The sequence below is a fragment of the Demequina aurantiaca genome, from assembly GCF_050598105.1.
Classification (GTDB): Bacteria; Actinomycetota; Actinomycetes; order Actinomycetales; family Demequinaceae; genus Demequina; species Demequina aurantiaca_A.
Genome location: NZ_CP192436.1, coordinates 1,565,472 through 1,587,209, shown reverse-complemented (window position 1 = coordinate 1,587,209; position 21,738 = coordinate 1,565,472). Strand labels below are relative to the sequence as shown.

General features: G+C 64.8%; 17 protein-coding genes. 11 read left to right on the top strand and 6 right to left on the bottom strand.

Annotated features, from left to right (window positions below; all coding sequences use genetic code 11):
• Positions 1-10: 10 nt before the first annotated feature.
• The 5 genes from ACQU6B_RS07085 to ACQU6B_RS07065 form a co-directional block, all read right to left on the bottom strand.
• Positions 11-760, bottom strand: a complete 750-nt coding sequence (locus ACQU6B_RS07085; protein ID WP_430866845.1) for an ABC transporter ATP-binding protein — start codon at positions 758-760, stop codon at positions 11-13.
• On the bottom strand, positions 757-1,605 hold the full coding sequence (locus ACQU6B_RS07080) for an ABC transporter ATP-binding protein (protein WP_430866844.1): 849 nt from the start codon (positions 1,603-1,605) through the stop codon (positions 757-759). Before ACQU6B_RS07080 ends, ACQU6B_RS07085 begins: the two co-directional genes overlap by 4 nt.
• Positions 1,598-2,554 (bottom strand): branched-chain amino acid ABC transporter permease, encoded by a 957-nt coding sequence (locus ACQU6B_RS07075; RefSeq protein WP_430866843.1) that lies wholly within the window; start codon positions 2,552-2,554, stop codon positions 1,598-1,600. Before ACQU6B_RS07075 ends, ACQU6B_RS07080 begins: the two co-directional genes overlap by 8 nt.
• Before the next feature lies 1 nt (position 2,555).
• On the bottom strand, positions 2,556-3,401 hold the full coding sequence (locus tag ACQU6B_RS07070; RefSeq protein WP_430866842.1) for a branched-chain amino acid ABC transporter permease: 846 nt from the start codon (positions 3,399-3,401) through the stop codon (positions 2,556-2,558).
• A 239-nt stretch (positions 3,402-3,640) separates the two neighbouring features.
• Complete coding sequence (locus ACQU6B_RS07065; RefSeq protein ID WP_430866841.1) at positions 3,641-4,048, bottom strand: PaaI family thioesterase; 408 nt, start codon at positions 4,046-4,048, stop codon at positions 3,641-3,643.
• An 18-nt stretch (positions 4,049-4,066) separates the two neighbouring features.
• Here ACQU6B_RS07065 and polA point away from each other — a divergent pair, with 18 nt between their 5' ends.
• From polA to ACQU6B_RS07035, 6 genes are all read left to right on the top strand, one after another.
• Positions 4,067-6,733 carry a DNA polymerase I gene (polA, locus tag ACQU6B_RS07060; protein ID WP_430866840.1) on the top strand — a complete coding sequence of 889 codons (2,667 nt, stop codon included), beginning with the start codon at positions 4,067-4,069 and terminating at the stop codon, positions 6,731-6,733.
• Between the two features lie 70 nt (positions 6,734-6,803).
• Positions 6,804-7,823 carry a 6-phosphofructokinase gene (locus tag ACQU6B_RS07055; protein ID WP_430866839.1) on the top strand — a complete coding sequence of 340 codons (1,020 nt, stop codon included), beginning with the start codon at positions 6,804-6,806 and terminating at the stop codon, positions 7,821-7,823.
• A 188-nt stretch (positions 7,824-8,011) separates the two neighbouring features.
• The gene (gene rpsA, locus ACQU6B_RS07050; protein ID WP_430866838.1) at positions 8,012-9,505 is read left to right on the top strand and encodes a 30S ribosomal protein S1; all 1,494 of its coding nucleotides are present in this window, start codon (positions 8,012-8,014) and stop codon (positions 9,503-9,505) included.
• A gap of 207 nt (positions 9,506-9,712) precedes the next feature.
• Entirely contained in the window at positions 9,713-10,306 is a 594-nt protein-coding gene (gene coaE / locus ACQU6B_RS07045) for a dephospho-CoA kinase (protein ID WP_430866837.1), read from the top strand.
• Between the two features lie 47 nt (positions 10,307-10,353).
• Positions 10,354-12,423 (top strand): excinuclease ABC subunit UvrB, encoded by a 2,070-nt coding sequence (gene uvrB, locus ACQU6B_RS07040; protein WP_430866836.1) that lies wholly within the window; start codon positions 10,354-10,356, stop codon positions 12,421-12,423.
• 142 nt (positions 12,424-12,565) lie between these two features.
• On the top strand, positions 12,566-13,612 hold the full coding sequence (locus ACQU6B_RS07035) for a TerC family protein (protein WP_430866835.1): 1,047 nt from the start codon (positions 12,566-12,568) through the stop codon (positions 13,610-13,612).
• A gap of 39 nt (positions 13,613-13,651) precedes the next feature.
• Here ACQU6B_RS07035 and ACQU6B_RS07030 read toward each other — a convergent pair whose 3' ends face one another.
• Entirely contained in the window at positions 13,652-13,939 is a 288-nt protein-coding gene (locus ACQU6B_RS07030; RefSeq protein ID WP_430866834.1) for a YciI family protein, read from the bottom strand.
• 106 nt (positions 13,940-14,045) lie between these two features.
• Between ACQU6B_RS07030 and uvrA the strand changes: the two genes are divergently transcribed.
• The 5 genes from uvrA (at position 14,046) to whiA (ending at position 21,732) form a co-directional block, all read left to right on the top strand.
• Complete coding sequence (gene uvrA / locus ACQU6B_RS07025) at positions 14,046-16,886, top strand: excinuclease ABC subunit UvrA (protein WP_430866833.1); 2,841 nt, start codon at positions 14,046-14,048, stop codon at positions 16,884-16,886.
• Between the two features lie 95 nt (positions 16,887-16,981).
• Positions 16,982-18,844, top strand: coding sequence for an excinuclease ABC subunit UvrC (uvrC, locus tag ACQU6B_RS07020; protein ID WP_430866832.1), 1,863 nt, complete (start codon positions 16,982-16,984; stop codon positions 18,842-18,844).
• A 17-nt stretch (positions 18,845-18,861) separates the two neighbouring features.
• Positions 18,862-19,782: an RNase adapter RapZ gene (gene rapZ / locus ACQU6B_RS07015; protein ID WP_430866831.1), complete on the top strand. Its 921-nt coding sequence runs from the start codon at positions 18,862-18,864 to the stop codon at positions 19,780-19,782.
• Positions 19,779-20,711: a gluconeogenesis factor YvcK family protein gene (locus ACQU6B_RS07010; protein WP_430866830.1), complete on the top strand. Its 933-nt coding sequence runs from the start codon at positions 19,779-19,781 to the stop codon at positions 20,709-20,711. The genes rapZ and ACQU6B_RS07010 overlap by 4 nt, the downstream gene beginning before the upstream one ends.
• 40 nt (positions 20,712-20,751) lie before the next feature.
• The gene (gene whiA / locus ACQU6B_RS07005) at positions 20,752-21,732 is read left to right on the top strand and encodes a DNA-binding protein WhiA (RefSeq protein ID WP_430866829.1); all 981 of its coding nucleotides are present in this window, start codon (positions 20,752-20,754) and stop codon (positions 21,730-21,732) included.
• The last annotated feature ends 6 nt before the right edge of the window (positions 21,733-21,738 follow it).

Here is a 21,738-nt window from a genome sequence, read left to right as displayed (position 1 = left end):
TACTTGGTGACTAGGAGGCGTCCTGCTCCGAGCCGTCGCCGAGGGTTCCGAGGTACAGCTCGATGACTTTGGGGTCCTTGAGCAGTTCCTGACCGGTGGCCGTGTATGCGCTGGTGCCCTGGTCGAGCACGTAGCCGCGGTCACAGATCTGCAGGCAGCGGCGTGCGTTCTGCTCGACCATGATGACCGTCACGCCAGTGCGGTTGATCTCACGCGTACGCACGAAAGTCTCGTCCTGGCGGTCAGGGGAGAGACCTGCGCTGGGCTCATCGAGCAACAGCACGCTGGGGTCCATCATGAGGGCGCGCGCCATTGCTACCATCTGACGCTCACCGCCGGACAATGATCCCGCCGCCTGATGACGACGATCCGCGAGCACGGGGAAGATGTCGTAGATCTTCGCGCGCTGCGACTTGTACGTCTTGGGCGCTTGGTACGCGCCCATCTCCAGGTTCTCTTCGATAGACAGCGACTCGAAGACGTTCTCGGTCTGCGGCACAAAGCCGATACCGCGCCTCACGAGCTGGTCTGCCTTGAAGTTAGTGATGTCCTCGTCACGCAACGTCACCGTTCCTTCGCGTACAGGAACCAGGCCGAACAGCGCCTTCAGGAACGTCGACTTACCGGCTCCATTGGGGCCGATCACGCCGATCAGTTCGCCTTCCTTGACGTCCATCGAACATCCGTTGAGGATGTCGACGCCAGGCAGGTAGCCCGCGATGAGGTGATCTGCAGAAATGATGGTCTTCGCGTCGGTCACTCTCGCTCCTCAAAAAGGTCGGTGTCGTGGTGGTTGCCAAGGTACGCGTCCTGCACGTCCTGATTGGCCATCACCTCGTGTGGGTCGCCCTCGGCAATGATCTTGCCCTCGGACATCACTACTACCCAGTCGGAGATACGGCGCACCATGTGCATGTCGTGCTCGACGAACAACACGGTGACGCCCTCCTCCTTAAGACCGACGATGTGGTCCAGCAGGCTCTCCGTCAGCGCGGGGTTAACGCCGGCCATGGGCTCGTCAAGCATGATCATCGACGGCTTGGACATGAGCGCCCGTGCCATCTCGAGCAACTTGCGCTGTCCGCCCGAGAGCGAACCCGCGTAGTCATCCTGCTTGTCGAGCAGTTTGAAGCGTTCGAGAAGTACCTCGGCTTGCGCCGTGACCTCCTTCTCGCGCTTGCTCCACAGCGGAGAAAGCATCGCGGTCAGCATGTTCTCGCCCGACTGGTGCTGTGCACCGAGGCGCATGTTCTCCATCACCGACATGCGGTTGAGAGCCTTGGTGAGCTGGAACGTACGCACCATTCCGGCACGCGCGACGTTGGCCGACGACATGCTGTCGAGCTTCATGTCGTTGAACGTGGCGGTTCCAGCGTTGGCGCTATCGAAGCCCGTCAACAGGTTGAAGAACGTTGACTTGCCGGCGCCGTTGGGGCCGATGAGTGCCGTGATGGCGTGACGCTGGGCCTCGAAGTGCTTCACGTCCACTGCGGTGAGTCCACCGAACTGCCGCACGATGCCGTCGGCGACGATGATCGGGTCCGGCTTCGCGGAGCCGGGCTTCGAATCGACATCGGCAAATGGGTTGGGGGTCATGTCAGGCATTGAGTGATATCTCCCTCTTGTCGCCGAGGATTCCTTGCGGTCTAAACACAATCAACAGAATCAGTCCGAGGCCCACGAAGGCGAGCGCTAGCGGCTCGATCTGCTGAGTTGCCAGGTTAGGCAGTACCAACGGAGCGAGTTGCTTGATGAACACGAACATCGCCCAGAACAGCACCGAACCGAGAACTGGGCCCAGCACCGTTGCCGCCCCACCAAGGAGCAACATTGTCCAGATCCAGAAGGTCGTCACACGGCCCATGGAGTCGGGCTGCACGGCGTTTCCGTGAGACCAGACCACTCCACCGGCAGCTCCGAGGACACCACCGATGATCAGCGCCTGCATCTTGAACGAGTAGACGCTCTTACCGAGCGACCGCACGGCGTCTTGGTCCTCGCGGATGCCACGCAGCACGCGGCCCCAGGGACTCTTGTTGAGCCTCCAGAACAGTCCGGCCGTAAGTGCGACCAGCGACCAGCCGACGATCAACAGCCACCAGGTGGTGCCGTGGTAGCTCCACGGCCCGATTTCGATAATCTTGGGCGCGAACGGGGACAGGTTCTCGAACGGGGGCTTGAATTCGTTTCCACGGATACCGGTGTTGCCGCCGGTCCAGTCCTTGAGCCACTGGGAGCGGCCTATGAGTCGAACCATTTCCGCCGCCGCGATTGTCACGATGGCGAGATAGTCGCCGCGCAGCCGTAGCGTCGGCCAACCGAGGAACAGCGCGAACAGCACAGCGCCTACGAAGGCCACGAGCATGCCAAGCCACATCGAGCCGCCCTGCGAGACGGTGATGGCGTAGCCGTACATGCCGATGAGCATGAATCCCGCCTGGCCCATGTTGAGCAGGCCGGTGAGTCCGTAGTGGAAGTTCAGCCCGATCGCAGCCAGCGCGAAGGCCGCCGTGGTTGGCGAAATAATGATCTGCAGAATGTCATTGAAGTCCATGTCAGCCCACCCTTTCCTTCTTGCCGAGCAATCCTTGTGGTCGTACCAGCAACGTCAGAATGAGGATGCCCATCACAACCGCGTACTTCAGGTCAGGCGTCGGCAGGACAACTGTCGAAACTTCTGCCACGATTCCCACCACGAGCGAACCAACGAGGGCGCCGAACGGGTGACCGAGGCCACCGAGCGTCACCGCAGCGAACATAAGCAGCAGGATGCGGGCACCAGCGCTGAAGTCCGAGGTGTTCTCGTACAGCGCGAGCAACACACCACCGAGCGCCGCGAGCGAACCGGACATGATCCACACGATGCGGATCACGCGGTTGACCGAGATGCCGGTCGCCGATGCGAGGGCGGGGTTGTCGGAGACCGCGCGGGTGGCGCGTCCCAGGCGAGTGCGCTGCAGGAAGAAGCCCACAGCTCCGAGGGCAACAACACAAATACCCATCGAAATCATCGTCTGCGGGCCAATCGCAACGGGCCCGAACTGAACCCGCTCCTCGATGGACGTCGACAGGCGCACACGCTGTGCACCCATCCAGATCTGCAAGAGGTTGACGGCGATGAGCGCCAGACCAATCGAGACGATCATCTGTTGCATTGGCTTCACGTTGCGCTTGCGCAACCGGGACCACAAGATCGTGTCCTGGAGCCAGCCCGATGCACCACCGGCGGCTACCGCGATGACGGCGGCGAGGATCAGTGGAGCCCCTGCCGAGACTGCGGCAAAGGCGGCGGCAGCACCGAAGGTGACCTGCTCACCGTGGGCGAAGTTGCTCAGCCCAGTGGTTCCGTAGATCAGGGAAAGTCCAACGGATGCGAGGGCCAGGAGAAGGCCGAAAGTCACACCGTTCAGAAGGTTTTGCAGAAAGAGATTAGTTTCCGATCCTACGATCGGATCGACCACCTCAGTAGTCAGTTCCGCTGCTTTCGCTGGTACTGCCGAAATGACAGTAACGATGGCTACCGCCATTGTCGAAAGTAGAGCTATGCGCAGTGGAAATTTGCGGGCATTGAGCCTCATGGTCGCGGCTTCGCTCACCTAGTCCTCCTCGTCTGGGTTGTTTTAAACATAGCCCACTCTTGTTACGGCAATGTTTTCACCACGCAAGTTAGACGCGCTGTTGCGAGATTGTGATTGTCCTGGTCGACGATGTTTATGGCGTAGGTGGCAGTGGTTCTTCCGCGATGCAAAACTATTGCGGTTCCGGTAACAATTCCGTCTTTCGCGGAGCGGTGGTGCGTAATATTGAGGTCGACTCCGACGGCGATCTTGCCCTCCCCGGCGTGCGACATCGCGGCCAAGGAGCCGAGCGTCTCGGCGAGCACCGCGGAAGCGCCGCCGTGAAGTAGCCCGTAGGGCTGCGTGTTGCCCTCGACCGGCATCGTCCCGACCGCGCCGTCCGGATTGATGGAGAGAATCTCGATCCCCATGCGAGTGATCAGATTGTCTTTGGACATGTTCTGCAGCGCTGCAAGCGTCGTGTCTGTCATGCAGATAGGTTGTCACTTGTGAGTGAAACTAACAATGGCACCCTGCTCCTGATCGACGGCTTCTCGATGGCGTTCCGCGCCTTCTTTGGCCTGCCTGTCGACAAATTCGCGACGTCGACGGGGGTCCCCACCAACGCGGTGTACGGCTTCACCACGATGCTCGCGACACTGATGCGCGACAACAAACCCACTCACGTGGCGGTTGCCTTCGATCTCCCGGGCGGGACTTTCCGCACCGAGCGACTGCCGTCCTACAAGGGCACGCGCGACGAGACCCCGCCGGAGTTCTCGCCTCAGGTCCCGCTGCTGCGCGAGATGCTGGCTGCGCTCCGCATCGAAGTAGTGGACAAGGAGAACTTTGAGGCCGACGACGTCCTCGCCACGTACGCGAAGCAGGGCGCCGATGCGGGGCTGAGGGTACTGGTGGTGTCCGGGGACCGCGACACTATTCAGCTGGTGAACGAGAACGTCACCCTGCTGTACCCCCGCAAGGGTGTGTCGGACCTGGTCCGCTTCACCCCGCCCGCGGTGCAGGAGAAGTACGGAATCTTGCCGCACCAGTACCCCGAGCTGGCCGCACTCGTCGGTGAGACCAGCGACAACCTGCCCGGAGTGCCGGGTGTGGGCCCCAAGACTGCAGCGAAGTGGATCAACACGTACGGCTCGCTGCCGGAGATTCTGGATCGCGCGGAGGAGGTGCCGGGCAAGGCCGGCGAGAGCCTGCGCGCGCACCTGGACGACGTCCGCCTCAATCGCGAACTCAATCACCTGGTGACCGACCTGGACCTGCCGCTCGGGGTCGAGGACCTCAAGTACCTCGGCGCGGACGCCGCCGCCATTAACGAGGTCTGCGACGCGCTGCAGTTCAAGACGCTGAGGGACAAGCTCATGCCGCTCGTGGCAGAGGGCGAGCAGGGCGCCGTCGCGGCTCCTGAGGCGACTCCCGACGTCGAGGTCGTGGCGGAGATGGCGGTAGCCGGCGCGACCGCATCGTCCGCACGTGCCTATATATATGTGGACGGAAAGATCGGCGCCGACGCGGACGCCTGGGCGATCGGCGTCTCTCACGTTCCCGGCGCGGCCTGGGCGATTGACCTGACGGCACTGGATGCCAAGGAGGATGCGGCGCTCAAGGCTTGGCTCGCCGACGCCCAGATTCCCAAGGTGCTGCACGGGGCTAAGGACGCCTGGCATGCGCTCGCCGCCCGCGGCTACGACCTGCGTGGAGTAGTAGGTGACACGCAGATCGCGGCGTTCCTCGTGAACGCGGACCAGCGCGGCTTCACGCTGGACGACGTCTCGCAGCGATTCCTGGGCCAGAGCATCGGCGCGGGGGTGGCGAGCGATGAACTCGACCTTGGTCTCGAGAGCTCCGCTGCCCACTCTGCCGCGGAGCGCGCGGCAATAGTAGGGGCGCTGGCGCTCGATTTGGAGAGCCAGGTCGAGGAGCGCGGGATGGGGGACCTCTATCGCGACTTGGAGGTGCCGCTGATCGCGGTGCTGGCCGAGATGGAGCATGCCGGCATCCAGATCGACCGCGAACACCTGCAGTCTCTCTCGGACCAGTCGCGCCAGCGCGCGGGGCAGGCGGCCGATGCGGCGTACCAGGCCATCGGCGGGCGGGAAGTGAATCTGGGGTCGCCCAAGCAGCTCCAGGAAGTGTTGTTCGAGCAGTTGGGTATGCCCAAGACCAAGAAGATCAAGACGGGGTACACGACCGATGCCGCGTCCCTAGCGGACCTCAATGAGAAGAACCCGCACCCTTTCCTCGAGGCCCTGCTCGCGCATCGGGACTCGACCAAGCTCGGCCAGATTATTGACGGGCTGGCGGCATCGGTGCGCACGGACGGCCGGATCCACACCACGTTCAGCCAAACCGTCGCGTCAACGGGGCGGTTGAGCTCCAAGGACCCCAACCTGCAGAACATTCCCATCCGAACTCCCGAGGGGCACCGCATTCGCGAGGCGTTCGTGATGGGAGAGGGCTGCGAGACGCTGGTGACCGCGGACTACAGCCAGATCGAGATGCGCATCATGGCGCACCTGTCCGGCGACGGCGCCCTGATCGACGCGTTCCGCGCGGGGGAGGACCTGCACCGGTTCGTCGGATCCCGCGTCTACGGGGTTAAGCCCGAGGACGTCACCCCGGAGATGAGGTCACACGTCAAGGCGATGTCCTACGGACTCGCTTACGGGCTGTCGGCCTTCGGGCTGTCCCGCCAACTCGGAAACTCCGTCGGCGAGGCGCAAGCGCTGATGGATGACTACTTCTCTAGGTTCGGGGCCGTCCGCGATTACCTCAAGTCCGTGGTCGATCAGGCCCGGGTGGACGGGTACACGGAGACCATCTTCGGCCGTCGCCGCTACGTGCCAGACCTGACCTCGAGCAACCGCCAGCGTCGCGACATCGCGGAGCGGGTGGCGCTGAACGCACCCATCCAGGGCAGCGCGGCCGACCTCATCAAGCGGGCCATGCTGGGCGTCGAGTCCCGGCTGCGTGCGGAGGGTCTCGAGTCGCGCATGCTGCTGCAGGTTCATGACGAACTGGTGATCGAGGCCGCCGTCGGCGAGGCCGATGCGGTAGAGCTGATCCTGCGCGAGGAGATGCACGGCGCGGCCGACCTCACCGTGCCGCTCGACGTGAATGTGGGCAAGGGCGAAAACTGGCGCACAGCCGGGCACTAAGTCTTAACTTTTGGTGACAACCGGGACTTTAGTGGGGATTCAGTGTTTCCTCGGACGCTAGTCTGAACGCATGCGTATTGGACTCCTCACCGGTGGCGGTGATTGCCCAGGGCTGAATGCAGCCATCCGTGCAGTAGTGAAGCGAGGTACCGCCGAACACGGCGTATCGATCGTCGGCTTCCACAATGGCTGGCAGGGGGTAATGGACGGCGACGCCATGCCCATGAGCCGCGAGGACGTCAGCGGCATCCTCGTCGCAGGCGGCACCATGCTCGGAACGGCCCGCTGCCACCCGCACCAGGTAGAGGGCGGTATTGAGGCCGTTCTAGAGACCGCGCAGAATGAGAACCTCGACGCTCTCATCTGCATCGGCGGCGACGGCACCCTGCGCGCCGCATCCAAGGTCCACAAGGCCGGCGTGCCAGTGATCGGCATCCCCAAGACCATCGACAACGACGTAGCAGGCACCGACAGCTCGATCGGTTTCGACACTGCCGTGTCGATCGCCACGGAAGCCATCGACCGCCTGCACTCGACCGCAGAGTCGCATAACCGCGTCATGGTGGTCGAGCTCATGGGCCGCCACTGCGGCTGGATCGCGGTCGCCGCGGGCATCGCGGGTGGCGCGGACATCATCCTGGCGCCGGAACGTCCGTTCGACATCGACGACATTGTCAAGAAGATCCGTCACCGTCACCGTCACCGCAACTTCTCGATCATCGCTGTGGCCGAGGGCGCGATTCCCGCCGAGGGCACGTCGTGGCAGCCCACGGAGACTCTTGACGGGCGCGGAAACCCCATTGCGGGCCAGATCGGCAACCAGATCACGCGCGAGATCGAGGAGCGGACCGGGTTCGCGACGCGACTCACCGTCCTGGGTTACACGCAGCGCGGGGGAGTCCCCACGCCGACCGACCGGCTGCTTGCCACGCGCTTCGGCGTCGCGGCAATCGACGCTGCCGTCGAGGGAAACACCGGCGTGTACACGGCGCTGCGCGGCGAACACGTGCAGATGCGCCCGTTCAAGGTCATGGCGGGCAAGACCAAGTACGTCTCGGATGACCTCCTCGACACCTCGCTAGGACTGTAAATATCGTTCACATCACCTCGTAGGTATCCGTCCGCCGTGAACCCCGGGTAACACTCGGGTCACGGTTGGGCGTGTGCGTTGTGTCGTTTGTGCGCCTAGCGGTAGCATTGAGGTTGGTCCCGCGCGTCTCGCGTTGAACCACGTCCATTCCTTACGATCCATCCACCTATATCGGAGTTAACTACTACATGTCCGTATCCACCCCCGAAGAAACCGTTATTACCGTCAACGACATCGGCTCGAGTGAAGATTTCCTCGCCGCGATTGACGCAACGATCAAGAACTTCGACGACGGTGACCTCGTAGAGGGCATCATCGTCAAGGTCGATCGTGACGAGGTCCTCCTCGACATCGGCTACAAGACCGAGGGCGTTATCCCGTCCCGCGAGCTGTCGATCCGTCACGACGCCAACCCCGACGAGGTCGTGAACCTCGGCGACACCATCGAGGCGCTCGTCCTCACCAAGGAGGACAAGGAAGGCCGTCTCATCCTGTCCAAGAAGCGCGCGCAGTACGAGCGTGCTTGGGGCAGCATCGAGAAGGTCAAGGAAGAGGACGGCATCGTGACCGGTTCCGTGATCGAGGTCGTCAAGGGTGGCCTCATCGTGGACATCGGCCTGCGCGGCTTCCTTCCCGCCTCGCTCGTCGAGATGCGCCGAGTGCGCGACCTCGCGCCCTACATCGGTCAGCAGATCGAGGCCAAGATCATCGAGCTCGACAAGAACCGCAACAACGTGGTCCTGTCGCGTCGTGCCTTCCTCGAGCAGACGCAGTCCGAGGTCCGCTCGACGTTCCTCACCGCACTGGCTCCCGGCCAGCAGCGCAAGGGTGTCGTCTCCTCGATCGTCAACTTCGGTGCATTCGTGGACCTGGGCGGCGTGGACGGCCTCGTGCACGTCTCCGAGCTCTCCTGGAAGCACATTGACCACCCGAACGAGGTTGTCTCCGTGGGCCAGGAAGTCGACGTCGAGGTTCTCGACATCGACATGGACCGCGAGCGTGTCTCGCTCTCGCTCAAGGCAACGCAGGAAGACCCGTGGGCCGTGTACGCACGCACCCACGCGATCGGCCAGATCGTTCCCGGCAAGGTCACCAAGCTGGTTCCCTTCGGCGCATTCGTGCGCGTGTTCGAGGGCATCGAGGGCCTGGTGCACATCTCCGAGCTGGCCACGCGCCACGTGGAGCTGCCCGAGCAGGTTGTGTCGGCTGACGAGGACGTCTTCGTCAAGATCATCGACATCGACCTCGAGCGTCGCCGCATCTCGCTGTCCATCAAGCAGGCCAACGAGGGTGTCGACCCGAACGGTGAGGACTTCGATCCCGCACTGTACGGAATGACCGCCGAGTACGACGCAGCGGGCAACTACAAGTACCCCGAGGGCTTCGATTCCGAGACTCAGGAATGGCGCGAGGGCTTCGACGAAGCGCGCGAGGCCTGGGAGGCGGACTACGCCAAGGCTCACGAGCGCTGGGAACTGCACAAGGCATTCGTTGCCAAGCAGGACGCCGCAGCAATCGAAGCGGAGTCGGCACCGCCCGTCGCCGCCGCCGCCAAGAAGCGTGGACCCAAGAACGACGGTCCCACGTCTTACTCCTCGCAGGAAGAGGAGCCTTCGGACGCCGGCACGCTGGCATCCGACGAGCGCCTCGCAGCACTGCGCGAGAAGCTCACGGGCAACTAGTCCACAGTTGTAATACGAACGGCCCTCGCCATTGCGGCGGGGGCCGTTCGTGCGTCTGGAGTTAAGTCGCGCCGGCGGTCATCGCCCGTTGCGACCGGCGGAGCCCGCGGTGCGATTCTCGCCGACGTGGGTGAACCATATGCGCACCGATGTGGCGTGGGCCGCATTATGTTGCGGCGTGACGATTCGAGGTGCCACACTTTCCCAATGCTTCGCATAGGGCTTACCGGCGGAATCGCCGCAGGAAAATCGGTAGTCGCTGAGCGACTAGGCGAACTTGGCGCGTGCATCGTCGACCATGACCAGCTTTCGAGGAGAGTGGTCGAACCCGGATCGGCTGCACTGATCGAGATCATCCGCGCGTTCGGCGACAGGGTCGTCGTGGGCGGCATTCTCGATCGCGAGGCCCTCGCCGGGCTAGTGTTCGGTGATGCCAGGGCGCGTAAGCGACTCAACGGCATCGTCCACCCCTATATCGAGGCGATGGCGTCCGCGAAGGATCGCCAGCTACGGGCCGAGGGTCACACGGTCGTGGTGCACGACATCCCGCTGCTGGTGGAGACCGGGCAGGGGTCCGCCTTTGGACTGGTAGTGACGGTCGCCGCGCCCGAGGAGCTGCGGCTCAAGAGGCTGATGGAGAACCGCGGGATGCGACACGATCCCGCGCAGGCCCGCATCGACTCCCAGGCGAGCGACGCCGAGCGAGCGGCCGTGGCCGACCAGGTCCTCGACGGCAGCGGCACCCGCGAGAACCTGCGCGCCCAGGTGGATGAATTCTGGGAGACGCACGTTCCGCACTAGCGAGGGGTGTGGCACCACGTGTCACAGGCGGGGCGTAGCGTTGTCGCATGACGAATACTGACTTGCGCCGCTCACAGGCTCCCTTCGAGGTGATCTCCGAGTACAAGCCATCGGGTGACCAGCCCAAGGCGATCGCTGAACTCACCAGCCGCATCCAGGCGGGGGAGAAGGACGTGGTCCTGCTCGGCGCCACGGGTACGGGAAAGTCGGCCACTACCGCGTGGTTGATCGAGAAGCTCCAACGTCCCACGCTGGTGATGGCGCACAATAAGACTCTCGCGGCGCAGCTCACCAACGAGTTTCGGGACCTCTTCCCTAACAACGCGGTCGAGTACTTCGTCAGCTACTACGACTATTACCAGCCAGAGGCGTACGTCCCGCAGACGGACACGTTCATCGAGAAGGACTCCTCGATCAACGAGGAGGTGGAGCGGCTTCGCTACTCGGCCACCAACTCGCTTCTCACGCGCCGCGACGTGGTGGTGGTGTCCTCGGTGTCGTGCATCTACGGACTCGGCACGCCCGAGGAGTACATCCAGGGGATGGTCACGCTGCGCATCGGCGACACGATCTCCCGTGATCATCTGGTGCGCACGTTTGTGCAAAACCAATACGCGCGAAACGACCTGGCCTTCACCCGCGGCACCTTCAGGGTGCGCGGGGACACGGTGGAGATCATCCCGGTCTACGAGGAGCTCGCGATTCGCATCGAGATGTTCGGTGACGAGGTGGAGGCGCTGTACACGCTGCATCCCCTGACCGGGGAGGTGGTGGAGAGGCGCGACCAGGTCCATATCTTCCCCGCGTCGCACTACGTCGCGAGCCAGGAACGCATGAACAAGGCCATCTCGACGATCGAGCAGGAGCTCGGAGAGCGGCTCGAGGAGATGGAGCGCCAGAACAAGCTGCTCGAGGCCCAGCGCCTGAAGATGCGCACCACGTTCGACCTCGAGATGATGCGCTCGGTGGGCACGTGCAGCGGCATCGAGAACTACTCGAGCCACATGGAGCAGCGCGCGCCGGGGACGCCGCCGCACACGCTGCTGGATTACTTCCCGGACGACTTCCTGCTGGTCCTCGACGAGTCGCACGTGACGGTCCCGCAGATTGGGGCGATGTTCGAGGGCGACGCGTCGCGCAAGCGCACCCTGGTCGAGCACGGCTTCCGGTTGCCGTCCGCGATGGACAACCGACCCCTCAAATGGCCCGAATTCCAGGAGCGCGTTGGCCAGACGGTGTACCTGTCTGCCACTCCCGGAAAGTACGAACTCGAGCGCGGCGATGGCGTGGTCGAACAGATCATTCGCCCCACCGGCCTCGTGGACCCGCAGATCGTAGTGAAGCCGACGGAGGGCCAGATCGACGACCTCTTGGAGCAGATCCGGCTGCGCGTGGAGCGCGACGAGCGCGTGCTGGTGACGACTCTGACCAAGAAGATGTCCGAGGACCTCACCGAGTTCCTCGGGGACCGCGGGATTCGCGTGGAGTACCTGCACTCGGACGTCGACACTTTGCGGCGAGTCGAGCTGCTGCGCGAGCTCCGGATGGGGCGCTTCGACGTGCTCGTGGGTATTAACCTGCTCCGGGAGGGGCTCGACCTGCCCGAGGTCTCGCTGGTGAGCATCCTCGATGCGGACAAGGAGGGCTTCCTCCGTTCTGGCACGTCGCTGATCCAGACCATCGGCCGCGCGGCGCGTAACGTCTCTGGAGAAGTCCACATGTATGCGGATCGCATCACCGACTCCATGGCGAAGGCGATCGACGAGACCACGCGGCGACGCGAGCGTCAGGTTCAGTACAACCTGGACAATGGCATCGACCCCACGCCACTGCGCAAGCGGATCGGCGACATTACTGAGATGCTGGCCCGCGAGGACGCGGACACCGCCAAGGCGCTCGACCTGGCGGCGAAGGCGAAGTCGGGCGGTAAGAAGGCAAACGCCGCCGAGGTGTCGAACGCCCAGCGCCCTGCGGCGGAGCTCACCACCCTGATCGAGGACCTGTCGGCGCAGATGCACGAGTCGGCCGCCAACCTGCAGTTCGAGATCGCTGCGCGACTGCGCGACGAGATCGGCGAACTCAAGAAGGAACTGAGGCACATGCTCAATGCGGGGTAGCGGGGTAGCGGGGTAGCGGGGTAGCGGGGTAGCGGGGTAGCGGGGTAGCGGGGTAGCGGGGCGGTTGGCGTCGGCTCTACGCGGACAACCAGCGAACGCGGGATTGGCTTGGGTCGCGCGTCCGCGCACGTAGGATTGCCGGGTGCATGAGACCTCATTGTGGATCGCGACGATTGCCTTCATCGTCGCGCTGTTCGTGTTCGATTTTGCGATCGTCATTCGACGCCCTCACGTGCCGTCGTTCCGCGAATCCGTCTTCTGGTCGATGTTCTACATCGGGATCGCGATCGTGTTTGGTGCCACGCTCCACTTCTGGTCGGACACCTTCAACACGGGAGAGTATTTCGCGGGGTACATCACCGAGAAGTCGCTGTCCGTAGACAACCTCTTCGTGTTCCTCGTGATCATGACGCGGTTCGCAGTTCCACCAAAATACCGCCCCAAGGTTTTACTGATCGGGATCGCGATAGCGCTCGTGCTGCGCGGCCTGTTCATCTGGGCCGGCGCCGCCGCCATCGAGCACTTCTCGTGGACGTTCTATATCTTCGGCGCGTTCCTGGTCTATACCGCCTTCGGCCTGCTGAAGGAGGACTCCGAGGAGACGGCGCATCCCGAGTACAAGGAGAGCGCGCTCATCCGCGGCATCCGCAAGCTCGTGCCGGTCACGGACGGGTACCGCGGCGGCAGGATGACGGTGCGCGAACTCGGCAAGCGCATGGTGACACCCATGCTGATCGTCGTGATCGCGCTCGGAACCACGGACGTGCTGTTCGCCCTCGACTCGATTCCGGCAATCTTCGGTCTGACGAAGGATCCGTACATCGTCTTCACCGCGAATGCGTTCGCGCTGCTGGGGCTACGCCAACTCTTCTTCCTGGTCGACGGGCTACTCCAGCGACTGGTGTACCTGCACTACGGGCTGGCCGCGATCCTGGCCTTCATCGGCGTCAAGCTCGTGCTCGAGGCGCTCCACGTCAACTCCGTCTCGTGGATCAATGACGGCGAACCGTTCGCGTGGGCGCCCGCTATCTCCACCGCCACCTCGCTCATGGTGATACTCGGGACGCTGACCATAGCGACGGTCGCGAGCCTGGTAGCCACGCGCAAGCAGCGCGTTGGTGCAACGGTCGGCGCCCCAGAGGGGTCGGCAGGCTCCAAGGACGCGTCGGACGATGGCGAGACCAAGTAGCCAGCCGGGCACTGGTTCCGCCGCGGCGGAACAGACTCTCTAGCGGGGGATAGCGCCCCAGGTCCCGATCCACTCGCGGATGCGGTGCGAGCCGACCTGGCCCTCGAGGACGTAGGGGTCCGCGGCCAGCAGGGCCTCGACCTCGTCGGACGACTCGGCCGCGACCAGGAGCAACGCGCCCGCCGGACCGTCCTGGCCAAAGCGGCCGTACGCGAGCATCTGGCCGGTGGAGACCAGCGACTCGAGATAGGCGCGGTGCACGGGGCGGAGTTCGTCGCGCTTGGCTGAGTCGTCGGTATAGGTGTATTCGACCATGAAGTTCGTCATGCTGACATTGTGGGGCGTGGCGGCACCGGCCCACAAATCGAACGGATCGTGAGCCCTCGGCGCGTTCGAACACTTGTTCGATGCGAATGGCACGTACCATTGGCGTGTGAATGACCAAATCCTGGTGCGCGGTGCGCGCGAACACAACCTCAAAGGTGTCGACCTCGACCTTCCCCGCGACGCGCTGATTGTCTTCAGCGGACTGAGCGGTTCGGGCAAGTCGTCACTCGCCTTCGACACGATCTTTGCAGAGGGGCAGCGTCGCTACGTTGAGTCCCTCTCCGCGTACGCGCGGCAGTTTCTGGGCCAGATGGACAAGCCGGACGTGGACTTCATCGAGGGGCTGTCCCCGGCGGTCTCGATCGACCAGAAGTCGACCAACCGCAACCCGCGCTCGACCGTCGGAACCATCACCGAGATCTACGACTACCTGCGCCTCCTGTACGCGCGCGTCGGCACCCAGCATTGCCCCATTTGCCACGAGCGCATCCAGGCCCAGACGCCGCAGCAGATTGTGGACTCGGTGCTGACGCTCCCCGAGGGCACCCGCTATCAGGTGCTCGCGCCGGTCATTCGTGGCCGCAAGGGTGAATACTCCGAGCTTTTCGATGACCTGCAGCAGCAGGGGTTTGCGCGCGCCCGCGTGGATGGCGAGACCATCCAGCTCACCGAGCCCCCGGAGCTCGAGAAGAAGCTCAAGCACGACATCGAGGTGGTCGTGGACCGACTCGTCGCGCGCGACGGCGTCCGGCAGCGCCTGACCGACTCGGTAGAGACCGCGCTCAGGATTGCCGATGGCCTGGTGGTCATCGACCCGGTCGATAGCGAGATTGAGCCGCGTCGCTACAGCGAGAAGCGCGCCTGCCCCAACGACCACGTGCTGACGCTCGAGGAGATGGAGCCGCGTACCTTCTCGTTCAACGCCCCGTACGGCGCGTGCCCCGAGTGCAGCGGAATCGGCATCAAGCTTGAGGTGGACGCGGACCTGGTGGTGCCGGACCCCGGACTGAGCCTGAATCAGGGCGCAGTCGCGCCGTGGTCGAGCATGGCGTCAGAGTACTTCTCCCGCATGCTGAACGCGCTGGCGGAGGACCTCGACTTCGACATGGACGCCCCCTGGGAGACGCTCTCCAAGGAAGTCCAGCAGTCGGTGCTCGTGGGCAAGGACTACGAGGTTCACGTCAAATTCAAGAACCGTTACGGGCGTGAGCGCCAGTACACCACCGGCTTCGAGGGCGCGATCACCTGGATCGAGCGCCTGCACTCGCAGACCGAGTCCGACTTCTCGCGCGAGAAGTACGAGAACTACATGCGCGAGGTTCCCTGCCCGACGTGCGCGGGTTCGCGGCTCAAGCCCGAGGTGCTGGCGGTGACCATCGGCGGGCTGTCGATCTCGGACGTCTGCAACCTGTCCATCGCCGACGCGCGCAAGTTCCTGCTCCAGGCGGAGCTGGACGAGCGCGGCCGTCAGATCGCCGTGCAGGTGCTCAAGGAGATCGACGCCCGGTTGGGCTTCCTGCTCGATGTGGGACTCGACTACCTCACGATGGCCCGCGCTGCGGGGACGCTGTCGGGAGGCGAGGCGCAGCGCATCAGGCTCGCGACGCAGATTGGGTCGGGACTGGTCGGGGTGCTGTACGTGCTCGACGAGCCGAGCATCGGGCTGCACCAGCGCGACAACCGGCGGCTGATCGACACGCTGACCCGCCTGCGGGACCTTGGCAACACGCTCATCGTCGTCGAGCACGACGAGGACACCATCCGGGTCGCGGACTGGATCGTGGACATCGGCCCCGGCGCCGGCGAGCACGGCGGGGAAGTGGTCCACGCGGGCACCTACGAGGACCTCCTCACCAACGAGGCCTCCATCACGGGCGCCTATATCTCCGGACGCAAGTCGATTCCCACGCCCGAGACGCGTCGCGAGATAGATACCGACCGACAGGTGACGGTGGTGGGCGCGCACGAGAACAACCTGCAGGACATTGAGGTGTCGTTCCCGCTCGGAGTATTCACGGCCGTGACCGGCGTCTCCGGTTCCGGCAAGTCCACGCTGGTCAACGCGATTCTCTACACCTCGCTCGCCAACACTCTCAACGGCGCGCGCCAGGTCGCGGGACGACACACCCGCATCCTGGGTGCGGATCAGCTCGACAAGATCGTGCACGTGGATCAGGGCCCCATCGGCCGGACCCCGCGCTCCAACCCCGCAACCTACACGGGCGTCTGGGACAAGGTTCGTAAGCTCTTCGCTGACACGCAGGAGGCCAAGGTCCGCGGGTACGGGCCCGGCCGCTTCTCCTTCAACGTGAAGGGCGGGCGCTGCGAGTCGTGCTCGGGCGACGGCACGCTCAAGATCGAGATGAACTTCTTGCCCGACGTCTACGTCCCGTGCGAGGTCTGCAAGGGCGCGCGGTACAACCGCGAGACGCTCGAGGTGCACTTCAAGGGCAAGAACGTCGCCGACGTGCTCGACATGCCGATCGAGGAGGCCGCGAACTTCTTCGAGGCCATCCCTGCCATCTCCAGGCACCTGAAGACGCTGGTCGAGGTGGGGCTCGGATACGTGCGGCTCGGCCAGCCCGCTCCGACCTTGTCGGGAGGCGAGGCGCAGCGCGTCAAGCTCTCGTCCGAGCTGCAGCGCAGGTCGACGGGCCGCACCATCTACGTGCTCGACGAGCCCACCACCGGGCTTCACTTCGAGGACGTGCGCAAGCTGCTGGGCGTCCTGCAAGGGCTGGTGGAGAAGGGCAATACCGTCATCGTGATCGAGCACAACCTTGACGTGATCAAGTCTGCGGACTGGGTCATCGACCTGGGTCCCGAGGGCGGATCCGGCGGTGGACTGGTGGTCGCTGAGGGCACTCCCGAGGAGGTCGCCGCCGTGGCGGCGAGCCACACGGGCAAGTACCTCGCAGAGTCGCTGGGCGTCGTCGTCAACAAGTGAGCGTTGTAGCGCACGGCTGGCGACGGCGACCTACGGTGGGTCGCGGTCGCCAACCGGCTGCGTCTCGCCCGCGCGTCTGGAAGTAGGCTGAGCGCGTGACCAATCCGGCCGATTACCGCCCCGCACCGGGCAGTATCCCCACCGACCCCGGCGTGTACCGCTTCCGCGACCCGCACGGGCGCGTGGTGTACGTGGGAAAGGCCAAGAACCTGCGCGCGCGGCTCGGCAACTACTTCCAGGACCTGTTCGCGCTGCACCCCCGCACCCGGCTGATGGTGACCACCGCCGCATCGGTCGAATGGACCGTGGTGCGCTCCGAGGTCGAGGCGCTGATCCTCGAGCACACGTGGATCAAGCAGTACGACCCGCGTTTCAACGTGGTCTTCAAGGACGACAAGTCGTACCCGTACCTCGCCGTGACGCTCAACGAGAAGTTCCCCCGCATTCTGGTGATGAGGGGCGACCGCAAGCCCGGCGTTAGGTACTTCGGCCCGTACGCGAAGGCGTGGGCCATACGCGAGACCGTGGACACGCTGCTGACCGCGCTGCCGGTCAGGACCTGCGCCGCGGGAGTGTTTCGCAAGGCGGAGCGGCAGGGGCGACCCTGCCTGCTCGGGTACATCGATAAGTGCTCGGCGCCCTGCGTGGGCCGCATCAGCGAGGAGGACCACCGGGCGCTAGCAGAGCGGGTGTGCGCGGTGCTAGGCGGAGATGCCAAGTCGATGATGCGTGACCTGACGGCCTCGATGGAATCAGCCGCTGGGCGCCAGGACTACGAGTCGGCGGCGAGGGCCAGGGACCGTCTCCGCGCGCTGAATGCCGTGCTCGAACGCAACGCCGTGGTGTTGGCCGAGGGGACCAACGCGGACATTTTCAGCCTGGTGGACGACGACATGGAGGCCGCCGCGCACGTCTTCCACGTCCGCGACGGACGGATCGCGGGGGAGCGGGGATGGGTGGTCGACAAGCCCGAGCCCCTCGACGGCCCCGCGATGGTGGCGCAGCTCATCCAGGAGGCGTACGGAGCCGCCGCACCGGAGGACATTCCGACCGAGGTGCTCGTGCCCCACATGCCAGAGATGGCGGACAGCGTCACCGAGTGGCTGGCAGGGGTGCGCGGAGCTCGCGTGTCGATCCGGGTGGCCGCCCGCGGCAAGAAGGCCGAACTCGCGACCACCGGCCACCAGAACGCCCAGCAGGTGCTCGACCAGCATCGGCTGCGACGGGCGTCGGACCTGACCACGAGGTCCGCCGCGCTGCAGGACCTGCAGAGCGCCATCGGCATGGCCGACGCCCCGCTGCGAATTGAGTGCTACGACATCTCGCACACGCAGGGCACCAATCAGGTGGGATCGATGGTGGTGTTCGAGGATGCGCTTCCGCGCAAGGCGCAGTACCGCCAGTTCTCGATCGCCGATGCGATGGACGACACCGCGGCGATGAAAGAGGTGCTGAGGCGCCGGTTCACTCGCTACCTCGAGGAGTCGAAGTTGTCGCCCGAGGAGCGGGAGACGGCCAGGTTCGCGTACCCCCCGCAACTGGTGGTGGTCGACGGCGGCCTGCCGCAGGTGAACTCCGCGGCGGAGGTTCTCAAGGAACTCGGCATCGTCGACGTCATGCTGGTGGGCCTCGCCAAGCGTCTCGAGGAGGTCTGGATCCACGGCGAGCCGTTCCCGGTGATCCTTCCGCGCGGCTCAGAGGCGCTCTACCTGCTCCAACGGGTGCGCGACGAGGCGCACCGCTTCGCGATCAAGAACCACCGCCGCAAGCGTGGCAAGGCGATGCAGACCTCCGCGGTGGATGCGATTCCGGGGGTGGGGCCGACGCGCTCCAAGGCCCTCATCCGGCACTTCGGGTCGTTGGCCAAGCTCAAGGAGGCCTCACCCGAGCAAATCGCACTCGTCCCGGGCATCGGATCCGGGACGGCCGCGCAGGTCTATTCCGCTTTGCGCGCATAGGGTGGCATGCTGGTGCCATGACGAATGAGCCCGCACCAGAGACCTATCCGTCTGGCATCCTCAAGCCTTTTGTGGAGGCGCCGCACTCGAATCCCGAGGTGATGATCCTCACCGGAATGTCGGGCGCCGGCCGCACGCGTGCAGCCGCCGTCCTGGCCGATCTTGGCTGGTACGTCGTGGATAACCTCCCGCCGCAGATGCTCGCGCACCTCGTGACGATGGTGGGGCGAGACACCGGGCGCAAGCTCGCCGCAGTTGTCGACGTGCGCGGCGGCGAGTTCTTCCAGGACCTCGAGGCGGTGATGGACGACCTCGAGGCTCGGGAAGTGCCGGTGACGTTGATCTTCCTCGACGCCTCGGACCACACGCTCGTCTCGCGGTTCGAGGAGGCGCGTCGCCGCCACCCGTTGCAGGAGGACGGCACCATCCTCGAGGGAATCGCGCGTGAGCGGACGCAGCTAGATACCGTGCGCGAGCGCTCGCACATCGTCATCGACACCTCGTCCCTCAACGTCCATCAACTCCGCGACCGGATCGCGGTGGAGGTGGCGGTGGAGACCCCCCGGATCCACGTGAATGTGGTTTCGTTCGGCTTCAAGAACGGCATCCCCGCCGACGCGGACTTTGTCGCTGACGTGCGTTTCCTGCTCAACCCGCACTGGAATCCCGAGCTGCGGCCACTGACCGGTCTCGACCCCGCCGTGCGCGATCACGTGCTGTCGGGGGAGGGCGCGCAGGAGTTCCTGGACGCCTACGCGAAGGTGATCGACATTGCCCTCAACCGATACCGGGCAAACGACAAGAGTGACGTGACCATCGGCGTGGGGTGCACGGGTGGCAAGCACCGCTCGGTAGCGATGTCGGTAGCGCTCGGCGACGCCCTGCGCGACCTCGGCTATTCCGTACGGACCACGCACCGGGACCGACCCTCGACATGACAACTGACCGGAGCATCGTCGCTCTTGGTGGGGGTCACGGCCTCTACGCCACCCTCACCGCGCTGCGAGACCTGAGCCCCTCGCTGACCGCCATCGTCACCGTCGCAGACGATGGCGGCTCGTCGGGGCGGCTGCGCTCGGAACTGGGCATCCTGCCTCCGGGCGACCTGCGCATGGCGCTGAGCGCGCTGTGCGAGGACACGGAGTGGGGCCGCACGTGGAGGGACGTCTTGCAGTCCCGCTTCGACTCGGAGGGGCCGCTCGACGGCCACGCGCTCGGCAACCTGCTCATCGCGTCGCTGTGGGAACACACCGGCTCAGCGGTGGACGGCCTCGACTGGGTGGCCCGGCTCCTGCGCGCACGCGGTCGCGTATTGCCGCAGGCTGACGTCCCGCTCGAGATTGTCGCGACAGTCGAGTCGGCCGATGGCGTGGTCGAGGTCCGCGGTCAGGCCGAGGTGGCCACGACGCCTGGACGCATCAGAAGCTTTCGCATCGAGCCCGAGCAGCCGTCGGTACCCCATGCCACGGTCGAGGCGATCACCGAGGCTGACATGGTGGTGCTGGGTCCGGGTAGCTGGTACACCTCGGTGCTCACCCACTTCCTGGTCCCCGATGTCGCCGCAGCGTTGCACGGTGCCGCGCGGCGCACCGTGGTGACGCTCAACCTCGCTCACGAGGACATCGAGACCGCTGGGACGGATCGCGTGGATGACGTGCGTGCGATGCGCGACCTCGTTCCCCACTTTCGTCCCGCGGTAGTGATCGCTGACGCGGGCTACCGCGATGACCAAGCACTGAGCGCGGAACTCGTCGACTGGGGAGTGAAACTCGTGACCGCGGACCTCGCCCTGGAGGAGCACACCGCGCGCCACGACCCCGCGGCGTTGCGCGAGGTTTACGAGAACTTACTCGCAGAGTTGTCGTAAAGCGGTACCCGCGGTTCACTTTGAGTGGCAGGATAAGCGCATGGCTCTGACGGCACAGGTGAAGGACGAACTCGCGCGGGTACCCACGGAGAAGGTCTCGGCTCGAAAAGCCGAGATTGCTTCTACGCTGAGGTTTGCAGGCGGACTGCACATCGTCTCCGGCCGCATCGTCATCGAGGCGGAGCTCGACACCGCCATGGGTGCCAGGCGCCTGCGCGGCTTCATCCACGAGGTCTACGGACTCGGAAGCGAGATTATCGTCGTCCAGGGTGGCGCCCTCAAGAAGGGCAACCGCTACGTGGTGCGGGTGGTCAAAGAGGGCGAGTCTCTCGCTCGCCAGACCGGGCTGCTGGATCACCGCGGTCGACCAGTTAGAGGTCTCCCGCCGCACGTCGTCGCGGGCTCGATTGAGGACACCGTTGCCGCGTGGCGCGGCGCGTTCCTCGCACATGGATCCCTGACCGAGCCCGGACGGTCGTCCGCACTCGAGGTCACGTCCCCCGGCCCGGAGGCCGCCCTCGCACTCGTCGGCGCGGCCCGCCGCCTCGGAATCTCCGCCAAGTCCCGTGAGGTACGCGGCGTTGACCGCGTGGTGATCCGTGACGGCGACGCAATCTCCGCGCTGCTGGCCCGGCTCGGCGCGCACGACTCGGTACTCGACTGGGAGCAGAAGCGCACGCGACGCGAGGTTCGCGGCACCGCGAACCGCCTCGCAAACTTCGATGACGCCAACCTGCGTAGGTCCGCTCAGGCCGCCGTCGCGGCTGGCCTGCGTGTGGAGCGCGCGTTCGAGATCCTTGGCGACGAGGTTCCGGAACACCTGCGCGAGGCAGGGGAGTTGCGCCTCGCCAACAAGGCGGCGTCGCTCGAGGAACTCGGCAAGATGGCGGACCCGGCGTTGACCAAGGACGCCGTCGCCGGACGCATCCGACGACTACTGGCAACCGCGGACAAGAAAGCCGAGGACCTCGACATCCCTGACACGGAAGCGGGAATCCGCCACCTCCTCGACCTCCAATAGCTTGGT

What these genes read in the sequence shown, in the direction of transcription:
- ACQU6B_RS07080 (WP_430866844.1), bottom strand. Translation starts at nt 1,605, where the DNA reads ATGCCTGACATGACCCCCAACCCATTTGCCGATGTCGATTCGAAGCCC.
- ACQU6B_RS07075 (WP_430866843.1), bottom strand. Translation starts at nt 2,554, where the DNA reads ATGGACTTCAATGACATTCTGCAGATCATTATTTCGCCAACCACGGCG.
- ACQU6B_RS07065 (WP_430866841.1), bottom strand. Translation starts at nt 4,048, where the DNA reads ATGACAGACACGACGCTTGCAGCGCTGCAGAACATGTCCAAAGACAAT.
- ACQU6B_RS07055 (WP_430866839.1), top strand. Translation starts at nt 6,804, where the DNA reads ATGCGTATTGGACTCCTCACCGGTGGCGGTGATTGCCCAGGGCTGAAT.
- rpsA (WP_430866838.1), top strand. Translation starts at nt 8,012, where the DNA reads ATGTCCGTATCCACCCCCGAAGAAACCGTTATTACCGTCAACGACATC.
- coaE (WP_430866837.1), top strand. Translation starts at nt 9,713, where the DNA reads ATGCTTCGCATAGGGCTTACCGGCGGAATCGCCGCAGGAAAATCGGTA.
- uvrB (WP_430866836.1), top strand. Translation starts at nt 10,354, where the DNA reads ATGACGAATACTGACTTGCGCCGCTCACAGGCTCCCTTCGAGGTGATC.
- ACQU6B_RS07030 (WP_430866834.1), bottom strand. Translation starts at nt 13,939, where the DNA reads ATGACGAACTTCATGGTCGAATACACCTATACCGACGACTCAGCCAAG.
- rapZ (WP_430866831.1), top strand. Translation starts at nt 18,862, where the DNA reads ATGACGAATGAGCCCGCACCAGAGACCTATCCGTCTGGCATCCTCAAG.
- ACQU6B_RS07010 (WP_430866830.1), top strand. Translation starts at nt 19,779, where the DNA reads ATGACAACTGACCGGAGCATCGTCGCTCTTGGTGGGGGTCACGGCCTC.
- whiA (WP_430866829.1), top strand. Translation starts at nt 20,752, where the DNA reads ATGGCTCTGACGGCACAGGTGAAGGACGAACTCGCGCGGGTACCCACG.